This window comes from Halopiger goleimassiliensis (assembly GCF_000455345.1).
In the GTDB taxonomy this organism is placed as follows: domain Archaea; phylum Halobacteriota; class Halobacteria; order Halobacteriales; family Natrialbaceae; genus Halopiger_A; species Halopiger_A goleimassiliensis.
Genome location: NZ_HG315691.1, coordinates 384927 through 396920, shown reverse-complemented (window position 1 = coordinate 396920; position 11994 = coordinate 384927). Strand labels below are relative to the sequence as shown.

General features: G+C 68.1%; 11 protein-coding genes. 4 read left to right on the top strand and 7 right to left on the bottom strand.

The features are described from left to right. Entirely contained in the window at window positions 1-345 is a 345-nt protein-coding gene (locus tag TX79_RS16675) for a cupin domain-containing protein (RefSeq protein WP_049928764.1), read from the top strand. Window positions 346-514: 169 nt separating this feature from the next. Here TX79_RS16675 and TX79_RS16670 read toward each other — a convergent pair whose 3' ends face one another. From TX79_RS16670 to TX79_RS16660, 3 genes are all read right to left on the bottom strand, one after another. Next, the gene (locus TX79_RS16670) at window positions 515-1555 is read right to left on the bottom strand and encodes a hypothetical protein (RefSeq protein WP_049928763.1); all 1041 of its coding nucleotides are present in this window, start codon (window positions 1553-1555) and stop codon (window positions 515-517) included. Window positions 1556-1665: 110 nt separating this feature from the next. Beyond that, window positions 1666-2694 carry a hypothetical protein gene (locus TX79_RS16665; protein WP_049928762.1) on the bottom strand — a complete coding sequence of 343 codons (1029 nt, stop codon included), beginning with the start codon at window positions 2692-2694 and terminating at the stop codon, window positions 1666-1668. 112 nt (window positions 2695-2806) lie between these two features. Continuing rightward, the gene (locus TX79_RS16660; RefSeq protein ID WP_049928761.1) at window positions 2807-3829 is read right to left on the bottom strand and encodes a hypothetical protein; all 1023 of its coding nucleotides are present in this window, start codon (window positions 3827-3829) and stop codon (window positions 2807-2809) included. Window positions 3830-4010: 181 nt separating this feature from the next. Here TX79_RS16660 and TX79_RS16655 point away from each other — a divergent pair, with 181 nt between their 5' ends. After that, the gene (locus TX79_RS16655) at window positions 4011-5057 is read left to right on the top strand and encodes a hypothetical protein (protein ID WP_049929247.1); all 1047 of its coding nucleotides are present in this window, start codon (window positions 4011-4013) and stop codon (window positions 5055-5057) included. 7 nt (window positions 5058-5064) lie between these two features. Here the strand turns inward: TX79_RS16655 and TX79_RS16650 are convergent, their stop codons facing one another. Then, entirely contained in the window at window positions 5065-6123 is a 1059-nt protein-coding gene (locus TX79_RS16650; protein ID WP_049928760.1) for a hypothetical protein, read from the bottom strand. 260 nt (window positions 6124-6383) lie between these two features. On the opposite strand from TX79_RS16650, the gene TX79_RS16645 reads away from it, so the two are divergent. Next, complete coding sequence (locus TX79_RS16645; protein ID WP_049929246.1) at window positions 6384-6893, top strand: FxLYD domain-containing protein; 510 nt, start codon at window positions 6384-6386, stop codon at window positions 6891-6893. 66 nt (window positions 6894-6959) lie between these two features. Here TX79_RS16645 and TX79_RS16640 read toward each other — a convergent pair whose 3' ends face one another. The 3 genes from TX79_RS16640 to TX79_RS16630 all read right to left on the bottom strand — a co-directional run bounded on the left by TX79_RS16640 (window position 6960) and on the right by TX79_RS16630 (window position 10789). Further along, window positions 6960-7799 carry a PspA/IM30 family protein gene (locus tag TX79_RS16640; RefSeq protein WP_049928759.1) on the bottom strand — a complete coding sequence of 280 codons (840 nt, stop codon included), beginning with the start codon at window positions 7797-7799 and terminating at the stop codon, window positions 6960-6962. Between the two features lie 105 nt (window positions 7800-7904). Further along, window positions 7905-9527 (bottom strand): M23 family metallopeptidase, encoded by a 1623-nt coding sequence (locus TX79_RS16635; protein WP_049928758.1) that lies wholly within the window; start codon window positions 9525-9527, stop codon window positions 7905-7907. After that, the gene (locus TX79_RS16630; RefSeq protein ID WP_049928757.1) at window positions 9524-10789 is read right to left on the bottom strand and encodes a serine hydrolase domain-containing protein; all 1266 of its coding nucleotides are present in this window, start codon (window positions 10787-10789) and stop codon (window positions 9524-9526) included. Before TX79_RS16630 ends, TX79_RS16635 begins: the two co-directional genes overlap by 4 nt. Before the next feature lie 143 nt (window positions 10790-10932). On the opposite strand from TX79_RS16630, the gene TX79_RS16625 reads away from it, so the two are divergent. Then, window positions 10933-11862, top strand: coding sequence for a winged helix-turn-helix domain-containing protein (locus TX79_RS16625; RefSeq protein ID WP_154660572.1), 930 nt, complete (start codon window positions 10933-10935; stop codon window positions 11860-11862). The last annotated feature ends 132 nt before the right edge of the window (window positions 11863-11994 follow it).

The following is an 11994-nucleotide window of genomic DNA, read 5'->3' as shown; positions in this document are numbered from 1 at the left end:
ATGGGCTACGACGTCGCACACAAGACCGATCCGGAGTCGGTAATTCCCGAGGAGTACGGCGGCATGTGGTTCCTGAAGGAGGAACTCGAGGCCGATCACGTCGGCGTCTCGATCCTCGAACTCGAACCGGACGCCAGGGGGAAGGAACACGACGAGACCGAAACCGGACAGGAGGAGGTCTACTACGTCGTCGAGGGGGTGATCGAGGTCGAGTTGACCGACCGCGACGAGACGGTGACGCTCGAGGCGGACGAAGCGCTTCGGCTCGACCCCGACGAGTCGCGCCAGATCCACAACCGCGGCGACGAGCGAGCGAAGCTCGTGCTGATCGGCGCGCCGCTGTAGCGGTCCCGTCGTAGCCGGGTCGCCGGCGGTGAACCGGGAGAACGACGTGCCGTCCCCGAAGGCGGAAGCGCTGTCGTCCGAACGGTGACGGACGGCGGTCGCCGACGAGGCCGCCGGACATGCCGGCGGCCACGGCTTCGGTCGCCGCAGCCGCGACCGGTCCGTCGACTCACTCCCAGTCGATCTCCTCGCCGCGGCTCGACTCACGCAGGATGAACGGCCCGATCGCGAGCGTCCGCTTCGCCACCGTCGCGATCCGAAGGATGAACGCGATCAACAGGAGAAACGGCGTCGCGGCGACCGTCGCCCCGGCCGCGACGATCCAGACCAGCGCGTCGATGCCCAGGACGGTTCCCGTCACGGCGTCGGCGTCGAAAAAGAGCAGCATCGACATCGTCACCACGAGCGCGGGGACGGCGACGTACATCATCGCCCGCGAGAGGTTGATCAGCTCCCACTGGAAGTACAGCGTCTTGAAGTGCTCGCGGGCGAGGCCGAAGAACTTCAGCGACTCGAGCAGGTCGTCGTAGGCCGCGCCCGCTTCGTCGGTAAACGAGTCGGCGTGGGCGTTCTTGATCCGGCGCGCCCGGAAGATCTTCCAGGAGTAGTTGTAGTCGAGCGCCGCCTTGAGGACGGCGTAGGTGCCGAACTGGGCGTCCTCGAGTTCGCTCTGGATCGCGTCGGCGTGGGTCGTCACGTTGTCGACGAACTCGTCGACGCGATCGATCAGTTCGTCGTCCTGGCTCTCCGAGACGGCGTCCCGAAAGTCCGTCGCGCGCTCTGCGGACGCGGCGACGATCGCCCGGAGGAACGAGGACGGTTCCGGCGGACTGACCGGCGCGTCGATCGCCTGCTCGATGTCCTCGCGGAAGTCCAGCGCCCCCTCGAGGCGCTCGCGCTGGTCCTCGACGGCCCCCAGCTCCTGGGAGAGGACCAGCGAGTTAATCGTCACCACGAGCGTGACGCCGGTGATCAGCGCGGTGGTCAGCGCCTGGAAGAGCGTGTGAACGGGGTCCTTGACGCCGATCAGCGCCCGCAGGGAGACCGGGCTGAGTTCGCTCGCCAGCAGGAGGCCGACGAAGACGAACGCCATCAGGCCGGCGGTCACGAGCCAGCGGTTGGCGTTCAACAGCAGGCGATGTTTCCACGTCGGCTCCGCGCTGCGTTCGGCCATCGTGTCGCCCGGCTGGGACCCGTCGCTCGCGCTCATCGCTCGAGGGCGAGGATACCAGTCCGGCGCGGAAATAGCTACGGCAGGCGTTGCGGACGACGAGACCGAACGCGGGACCGCGGAACCGACCGGGTCCGAGTCGGCGCGAGTCAACCCAGATCTTCGTCGCGCTCCGATTCGCGCAGGATGAAGGGTCCCATCGCGAGCGTGCGCTTCGCCACCGTCGCGATCCGGAGGATGTAGACGATGAAGACGACGAACGGCGCGATCCCGACGACGAAGCCCGCGCTGGTGATCCAGACGAGGTTGTCGGCTCCCAGCGTCGTGCCGGGTAGCGCCTGCCCGTCGACGTACATCATCAACAGCGCCATGACGGTGAGTGCCGGCACGGAGACGTACAGCAGCGCCCGCGAGAGGTTGATCAGCTCCCACTGGAAGTACAGCGTCTTGAAGTGTTCGCGGGCCGGCCCGAAGAACTTCAGGAGCTCGATCATCTCGTCGAGTTCCTCGTCCGCCTCCTCGGAGAGGTCGTCGCCGTGATCGGCGCGGATCTTGCGCCCGTCGTAGATCTTCCGCGAGTAGTTGAAGTTCAGGGCGTTCCAGATCACGTCGAAGGTGCCGAACTGCGCGTTCTCGAGGTCCTCCTTGACGACCTGCGCGTTGTCCGTGATGTCGTCGACGTAGTCCGCGACCTTCCCCTGGATCTCGTCGCCGTGCTGGTCCGCGACGGTCTCCTCGAGTTCGTTCGCCTCCCGCTGGATGCCGTCGACGAGTTCGTAGAGGAAAGCGGCCGGTTCGGGCGGGGTCGCGTCCTCCTCGTCGAGCGACCCCTCCAGATCCTGCCGGAAGTCCATCGCGTCCTGCATGCGATCGCGCTGGTCGCCGATCGCCCCGAGCTCCTGCGAGAGGACGAGCTGGTTGATCGTGACGACGATCGACGTGCCCGTGATGATCGCCCCGATGAACGCCGAGAAGATCCAGAAGGTGCCGTTGTGCTGTTCGACGATCATCCGTACCGGCGTGAGATCGATCCAACTGGCTCCCACCAGTACGACGAACACGATCGACAACACGGCCGCCGTGAAGAGCCACCGATTCAGCCGGAGCAACAGCCACAGTCGCAGGCCGCCGACGTCCGCTCGCTGGCTCAACACCCCGCTCGAGTCCGAATCGCTCATTTCCGCAAAAACGAACGATGGCGGCGAGTAAAATACCCCTGCCGGAAGGTGATGCGGAGACCGAATACGCGTGGCCGTAGCGGGACGATACCGTGGGGATCGATCGCGACCGTCAGTCCTCGAGATCGACCTCCACGCGGGGCACGAACGGCCCGAAGTCCGCCGTCCGACTCGAGATCGACGCGATGCGGAACGTGTAGACCAGGAGGACGATGAAGGGGAGAAAGACGAACGTGACGGCGGCGCTGACGACGAGCACGAGGACGGTCGGATCGCCGACGGCGTCGACGATCGCCGGGTAGGTCATCGTGAAGAGCCCGCCGCCGAGCAGCGTCGGGAAGCCGACGACCAGGAGGAGTTGCGAGAGGAAGGCCAGTTCGTACTGCATGAACAGCGACTTGAACGTCTGGCGGGCGATCGCGACGTGACCGAGCAGTTCGACGAGGTACTCGAGCGACTCGAGGGCGTCGTCGGGGAGTTCCTCGGCGTGGTCCGCGCGGATCCGACGAGCGGCGTAGAGGTGGGCACCGTTGAAGTGGCCGAGCACCGACGACAGCGTCTCGAAGGTCCCGAAGTCCGTCCCCTCGAGCGATTCGGTGACGATCTTCCCCTCGTCGGCGACCGCGTCGACGAACGCCTCGAGGAGCGAGGCGACCGCCGGATCGTCGACCCGCTCCGCGACCGGGCGCAGCGTCTCCGCGCGCTCGACGACGGTCGCGACGATCAGCTGCAGGAACTCCGCCGGCGCGGCCGGACTCACGGATTCGCCGGTCAGCTCCTCGACCTCACGGCGGAACGAGGCCATTCCCTCGAACCGCTCCTCGAGGTCGCCGGGCCAGCCCAGTTCTTGCGAGAGGACGAGCTGGTTGATCGCGAGCACGATCGTGATAAAAGGGAGCGTGCCGCCGACGATCGACCCGACGAGCGTCGTCGCGGTTCCCGGCTCGGTGACGGGGATGTAGCCGGCGAGGCCGATGCCGGCGCAGGTGCAGAAAACGACGATCGAGAACACCCCCACGAGCACGTATCGGTTCCCGTCGAGGAGGATCCACCGTTTGAGCGGCGATTCGCGGAGGCGCTCGTGAACCAGATCGCTCCGGCTCACCGCCTCGTCGATCCGTTCGTCGGCGTCCATACCCCGCCACTCAACGACGGCGGGAAAAAGCGTACGCTCGGTACGGAGCGACGCGACGGGCGTCCGGGTCGTGGCCGCGCCCGATCCGTTCGGCGACCGCGAGACCGGCACTCGGCGGATCGAGTTGGCTGCGTGCAAACGACGGCAACGCTTGTACGAGCGGCGCTGGTGTGTCGTTCGTATGAGCGACTCCGACGGGAGCGCCGAGACGTCGAACGCGATGGCCGATCGCGTTCCCGGCGGCCGTCCGGTACTGTGGCTCCTGGTCGAGGGGAATCGGGTTCTCGTGGCCGGCGCGATGCTCGCCGTCTCGTACGTCATCCTCGTGGGCCTCGGCGAGTTCGGCCCCGGCTCCATCTCGAAGCTGTTCGACCCCGCGCCGATCTCCGCCGTCTTCACCCCGACCATCATCGGGATCATCATGGGCGTCACCCTCGTGTTGACGTTCAACCAGTTCGTCCTCGCGGAGGAACTCGGGCCGGTCGACGACCAGCGCAAACGGATGGCGGGCGCACTCGAGTTCCGGCGAGACGCCGAGGACGCCGTCGGCCGGACGACCAGTCCCCCCGAACCCTCCGCGTTCCTTCGGGGGCTCGTCGAAGCGACCGGCGACCGCGCCGACGAACTCCTCGCCGCGCTCGAGTCCGCCCCGGAGCTCGACGACGCGGTTCGTGCGGACGTCCGGGAGTACGCCGAGGGGGTCGCGGCCGACGCCGACCGAGTCGCCGACAGCCTCGAGGGAAAGGAGTTCGGGCGGTTCGAGGTCGTCAAGGCCGCGCTGGAGTACAACTACTCCTGGAAGATCTACACCGGCAACCGGGTGCGCAACCGACACGAGGGGGCGCTTCCGGACGCCGTCGACGACGAACTCGAGGAACTGCTCGAGGTGCTCGGCTTCTTCGGTCCCGCCCGCGAGCACTTCAAGACGCTGTACTTCCGGTGGGAGATCATCACCCTCTCGCGGGTGCTGGCGACCCTCGCCCTGCCCGCGCTGGCGGTCTCGGCCTACATGATCCTGGTCTTCGAGGTCGGCGACGTGGCGGGGACGACGGCGGGGCTCGATCACGGACTGCTGATCGTCGGCGTCGGCTTCGCCCTCGGCGTGGCACCGTTCGCGATCTTCCTGTCGTACATCCTCCGGATCGTCACGGTCGCGAAGTGGACGCTCGCGATCGGTCCCTTCATCCTGCGCGAGACGGATCGCGGATCGGACGTCGAGTGGGAGTAGCGGGAACCTACCGTTTCTCGCCGTACTCCACGTCGAAGGGGCCTTCGTCGGGGTCCTTCTGCGGGATCATCGGCCCGACCGACGCGGTGCGGCGCGTGACGGTCGCGGTCCGGAGGATGTACGAGACCAGCAGCGCGAGCGGCGTGAGGACGACGACGATCAGTGCGCTCACCACGTAGGGGAGAACGGCGGCGCTGATGCTCGGGCCAGCGAAGTCGGCGTACAGGAGGCCGACGAGGATCGCCGACAGGATCGAGGGTACCCCGCAGTAGATCGTCAGCTGCGAGAACCGCGTTAGCTCCCGCTGGAGGTAGGTCGTCTTGAACTGTTCTCGCGCCACGTTGAACAGCTTCAGGGAGCCGATTAGTTCGTCGAGTTGCTCCTTCGCGCTCGGCGACAGCGCGTCGGCGTACTCGTTGCGCAGGTGGGTCGCGACGTACAGCTGCCAGGCCTCGTCGTAGTTGATCGCCGCCGAGACGGCCGAGAACGTACCGAACGACGATTCCTCGAGCGTCTCGTCGATCCGGTCGGCCCGCTCCCGGACGCTGTTGGTGTACCGCGTGACCGTCTCGCGCACCTCGCGGTCGTCGTGGTCCGCGACGGTGTCGGCGAGCTGGGTCGCCTCGTGGCGGATCGATTCGATAATGAGATCGAGTACGCGCGTTGGTGCGGCCGGCGTCGCGGGCACGGCCGCCTCGTTCGCGACGTCCTCGCGGAAGTCCACGACGCTCTCGAACCGGTCGCGCGCTTTTCCCGCCGCGCCGAACTCCTGGGAGAGGATGAGCTGGTTGACCGAGACGACCAGCGTCACGAGCGAGAACGTGCCCGCGATCATACCACTGGCGACGCGCGTGACGGAGTCCGGGTTGACGAAGTTGACGACGCCGAGTTCGTGTAACCCGACGACTAACACGAAGACGGCCAGCGACACCAGTCCGGCGACGGCCAATCGGTTCCCCTGAATCAGGAACCACTCGCGGAACCCGGTCAGCGGTCCCGCCTGCGCGCCCACGTCGGCCCCGTAGGACTCGAGCGTTTCGTCGGTCTCGGTCTCGGCGGACCCCATACCGACACCGTCCACGGACCCGACAATAAGGGCCTGCGTTGCACACGGCACCGACGCCGAAACCGCCCGTAGTGCGTCGGCAGTCGCCTTCGCGGATTCGTTCGCTGCCGCGCGACCGTCTCGATCGCCGAGGTGGCCACCCCTCGGGGTAGGGTCGTCCTGCAGGCTGCAGGGTTCAGGGCCTACACTGAAATGCGTCGGCGGTGTCGCGCTAGTACGATGCTCGGTGAGGGAAACGACCCGTGGACGACTCGAGGGAGATGACTCGCTCGGCGTCGACGAGTCGCCGTCGACTCCTCGCAGCGCTCGGGACGGGGATCGCCGGCGCGGCCGCCGGCTGTACCGGCGAGGGCGGCTTCGGGGGCGAGCCGTCCTACGAGGAGGGGAACGTCGGCGACGTAACCGCCACCAACGCCTCCAACCGCTCGGCGTCGGAGATGTCCGCGGCGACCGCGCTCGCCCAGCAAGAGCCGAACAACTCGGTGACGCCGCTCGAGACGCTCTCGCTGGTCGATCACGAGTTCGTCGTCGAGAGCGGCTACCTCGGGTCGACGATCCAGGGAACGGTCCAGAACACGGGGAGCGACCGGATCCAGATCGCCGAAGTCCGGACCCGCATCTACAACGAATCCGGCAACCTGATCGGCCGCTATTTCGCCAGCACGGGCGACTTCGAGGGCGGCGACGCGTGGGAGTTCCAGGTCGTCGTCCTCGAGTCGCCGTCCGACGTCGCCGAGTACGACATCACCGTGCTGGGGACGCCCTCCTGACGGCTGCCGCCGATCGAACGGCGACCCGACGGCGGTTGCGCCGGAACCGACTTCCAGCGGACCGGCTCAGGCGTTCTCCTCGTCCTGTAGCTCCGCGAGTTCGGCTTCGATCTCGCTGTCGTCGACCTCGTTCTCGAGGTCCTCGAGTTCGGACTCGTCGACCTCGCCCTCGACCTCCGGTTCGGGCTCGGGGGCGGACTCGCTCTCGCCTTCGCCCATCTCGGATTTGAGCGTCTCGAGTTCGGCCTCGACGCCGCTGCCGGCCGACAGTTGCTCGAGTTCGCGGTCGATGCTGTCCTTGTCGGAGATGACGTCGTCGAACGCGCCGGACTCGTGGAGTTCGTCGAGTGCGGCGGCGCGAGCCTCCATGTCCTCGGTCTTCTCTTCGGCGCGCTCGATCGCGCGACCGACGTCCTCGAACTCCTCGCCCGTCGCGGTCATCGCCTCCGAGACGGTCGAACTGGCCTCGGCGGCCTCGTAGCGGGCCTTCATCGTCTCCTTCTTGGTGCGGAACTCCTCGATGCGCTGCTGGAGTTCGTCCTTCTGCTCGATGAGCTGGTCCTGCTGGCTCTGCAGGTCGGAGATCTGGCGCTCCAGATCCTCGATCTGGCTCATCTTCGTCTTCTTCTTCTCGAGTGCGCGCCGCGCCAGATCCTCGCGACCCTGCTGGACCGCGGTGCGGGCCTGCTCGTTGTGTTTCTCGACGTTGTCCTCGAGGCGGCGTTTCTGCATCTCGAGGCGCTTTTTCTGCGTGGTCAGGTCGGCGATGCCACGTTTGACCTCCTGAAGCTGGTCGCGCATCTGCTCGTAGGAATAATCGAGCGTCTGGGTCGGGTCCTCGGCCCGGTTGAGCAGCGAGTTGATCTTCGACCGGATGACGTAGGAGGTCCGAGAGAGGATGCCCATACTCGTACGTAACGCTCGTCACCCTTAAAAACATCACTTCAACGACAGTCCGCGTGATTGTCCGATCGCTCGTCCCCTCGAGCCGCCGATTTCGGCCCTGCAGCGCTACGATTCCGTCCCGGCCCGGGCATCTCGACTCGCTCGGCGCTCGAACGCTCGCCTGAGGAGACGCCGATCCAGCGCCCCGATCGCCACGTAGCCGGCGACGCCGACCGTCAGCAGCGCCGCCGGCCAGCGAGCGGCCGGAACGGCCGCCCAGAGGAGGGAAACGGCGACCACTCCCAGCGGCGCGCCGAACCCGCCCGGCCGCAGCATGCGGCCCGCTCTCCCCGCGAGGAGCCGCCAGCCGAGGCCAGCGCCCGCGCCCCCCGCGAGGACGAGCGCCGTCTCGAGCGCTCCCACCTCGAGTCCCGCGACGCGGGCGACGATGCCCACGAGTACCGCCGTCACGGCGGCGACGCCGACGCCGAAGGCAAAGCGCTCGAGCGTGACGGCGACCGGGGATCGCAGCGGGCCGTCCGCGCTCCCAGTCGCTCCCGATCGGCCCGCGCCGTCCGTCGCCGCCGTCGGTTCGTCCGGCGCTCGCGTCGACTCCGACGCGTCACCCGTCGTCTCCGGGCTCTCTTGCCTCGTCGACGCCGCGGCTGACGACGACTGGTCGCTCGCCCCCCGGGCCGAATCGACGGTCGTCACCCGCTGGCCGGCGGTGATCGCGGTCGGACCGCTGCTATCGGGGTCGCCGTCGGCCGCGTCCAGCCAGGGCGATTCGACGTCGACGTTCGCGAAGCGGGGCGGTATCCCGGCGGCCAGCTCGAACGTCGGATGGTCCTGGAACTGGAGGTGGAGGTGGGGTTCCGTCGAGTTCCCGGAGTGGCCACATCGTCCCACCTGCTGGCCGCGCTCGACGCGCTCGCCCGGTTGGACCGCGACGCTGCCGGGCACGAGGTGGGCGAGCGTGCTGAACTCCTCGGGCGCGTGCTGGATCGTCACGTAGTTGCCGGGAATACTGCGTTTCAGCGGGTGAGCGAAGCCGCCGCCGCGCGAGGGCTCGAGGTCGGTGTCGAGGACGTCGACGACCACGCCGTCGGCCGGCGCGAGCACGGGTTCGTCGTAGCAGTAGTACTCCTCGACGGCCGGTTTCGTGCCTGCGGGTCGTGAGTGGCCGTCCTCGTCCGTGACGACGAGGTCGTAGGCGTAGCGCTGGGTCGTCGGGATCCACGAGTGGGAGTACTCCTTCTCGAGGCTGCCGTTGACGACGGTCCAGGTGCCCTCGACCGGCAGCCGGTAGGTGATCGGCCGCTCGTCGCTCGGATCGGGTACCGAGCCACGGTGGCGGACCATCGCGACGCCCGATCCGAGCAACTGGAGGACGTCTTGGACGAGCACCGGCGGGTTGACGAACGCCAGCGGGATCGAGAGGTAGGAGACGGCCCACTCGCGCGGGTCGCCCATGTGGATCCAGTCGGTGGGTTCGGTCTCCTCGTCGGCCCCTCGCTTGAGTGCGTAGTCGAACAGGGGTTCGACGAGCGGCCACAGGAGCAGGAGGAAGAACAACACCAGCGGCTGCAGGACGGACAGCGACTCGACGAGGTAGCCCGGCACGGAGAGAAACCCCAGCAGTCCGAACCGGCCCGGATCGAGGTTCCGGAGCAGTTGGCGGAGCCGCGTCGCCGCGCTCTCCGTCCCTGAATCGCCGCTGGCCCCACGGGGGATGTCGTCGCGACTCATGGCCAGTCGTCGACGCTCTCGAGCGCCGCGGCGAGTTCCTGTCGGATCACCGCCGACGGTTCGACCGACGGATGGCGGCCGTTGAACAGCGCCGCGACGGTGACGCCGTCGGGCCGACGCTCCGCGTAGGCGAACGAGCCGTAGTGGGAGCCGTTGTAGACGATCGCTCCGGGCTCGCGAACCGCCCGGCCGTCGGCCCAGAGCCACTCGAGCGCGTCGACGGCGGCGACCAGCGAGCGCGCCCGGGCGACGTGCTCGCCGGCCCCCTCGAACGCCTCGAGGACGAATCCGCCGTCGGCGCAACTGGTCTCCCCGTCGGCCCCGAAGACGCTCGGACACTGCTCCGCGTCGTCGTACCAGATCTCGTCGTCGGGACGCTCGCTCGGGGGCGTGTGCCCGAGTTCGATCCCCTCCACACCGGCCGGTTCGAACAGCACCCGCTCGAGGTGCTCTTGGTAGGGTTCGCCCGTCACGTTCTCCACGACCCGTGCGAGCAGCACGTAGCCGAAATTCGAGTACACCGTGTCGCTGCCCGGAGCGAACTGCAGCGGCTGGTCCAGCATGTACCGGATGACGTCCGCGGCGTCCGGCGGTTCCTCGAGCTCCAGCGCCTCCATCACCACCTGCGGATTGTACAGCGGGTTCGCGTGTTCGAACCGGTCCCAGCCGCCCGCGTGGTTCAGCAGGTGCTCGACGGTCACGTCGCGGACCCGCTCGTCGGCGAGGTCGCCACCCGGCGGCTCCACCTCGAGCAAGGGGTAGACCGCGTCGTCGAGAGCGAGCTCGCCCTCGTCGATCAGCCGCAGGACGGCCTCGCCCGTGAACAGCTTGGAGATGCTCCCGATGCGGTAGAACGCGTCCGGCTCCGCGGGCTCCGTGCGGTCGGGATCGCCCCAGCCGTAGCCGCGTTCGAACACCAGGTCGCCGTCGCGGGCGATGGCCACCGCGCCCGCGCCGAGGTCCAGGTCGTCCATGTACGCGAGCGTCGCCTCGTCGACGGCCTCGAGTTCCGGGACGGTCTCGCCGGTCACCGGTCGGTCGTCGTCCTCGTCGGCTCCATCGTCGTCCTCGGGCGGTTCACCGTCGTCGCTCGGTTCCCCGCCGTCGGCTGTATCGCCGTCGGCCGCGTCCTCGTCCCCGTCGCCGTTCCCCTCGGTCCCGAGACAGCCGGCGAGCAGGACGCTACCGGCTGCACTCGCCCGCAGCACCCGTCGCCGCGTCGGGCGGTCGGTCGATCTACCCGCGTGTTCGGTCCCCGTCATAGTCGGGACGAACGAGGGGTCTTCACGTAACCGTTTTGAGAACTCGATTTCACAAGCGATGCTAACGCGTCACGCTTCCGAACCGAACGGCGGTGCCGGCCGCGACCCGGAACCGTCATTGAGGTGGCCTGCGATACCCCGCTATGGTGTCTCCGGACGGCGGCCCGGTCGAGGACGAGGCGTCCTCCGCGGGCAACCCCGACGTCGACGCCCGCGAGGCGTTCTCGCTGCTGGGCCACGAGATCCGCCTCGAGATCCTGCTCGCGCTGCTCGAGGACTGGGTGGCGATCTACACGGAGCCCAAATCCTACGCCGAACTGATGGAGGCCGTCGGGATCCGCGACTCGGGCAAGTTCAACTACCATCTCGACCAGCTACGGGGGGTCTACGTCCGGAAGGTCGAGGACGGCTACGTGCCGACGGCGAGCGCGACCGCGCTCTACCGCGCCGTCCTCGCCCACCGTCCGACCGAGCCGTTCGCGTTCGATCCGACGCCGATCGACGCGGACTGCCCGATCTGTGGCGGCGGTACCGTCCTGCGCTACGAACGAGGCTTCGTCTCCGTCGACTGCGAGGACTGCGAGGAGTGGATCGGTTTCACCTACTCCTTCCCGCGCAACGGGTTCGAGAGCCACGACGCCGACGATCTCCTCGACGTGCTCGATGCGCGCGTCCGCCACGACCTCGCGCTCGCCCGCCAGGACCTCTGTCCGGACTGTTCCGGCTCGACGACGGTCGACCTCCGGATCGACGCGCTCGGGACCGACACCCCCTGGAAGGAGCCCCTCGACGCCGACGCCCACTGGGTGGAACTCGACTGCGACACCTGCTCGTTCACCGTCGGGATGGACGTCGTCTCCGCGGTCGTCACCGACGACCGGGTCGCCGCGGCGCTCCGCGAGATCGGCGTCGATCCCGACCGCCCCCTCTGGGCGCTTCCCGCCGGCCGGAGCCGCCTCGAGTCTCGCGATCCGCCGCGACTCGCCGTCGACCTCGAGCGCGACGCCGGGACGGTGACCGTCGTCGTCGACGCGGAGCTGACGGTCGAGTCCGTCACCGTTCGCTCGTCGTAGGGTCCGGTCGCCGCGCTCGAGTCGTTCTCTAATGTTCTCGCGTCTAGTTCCGAAATGACCGTCGCCACCACGAAAGCCTCTGACACGCTCGACCCTCCGGGGCTTGCTGTCGTTCGAAAGACGCGAAGCGTC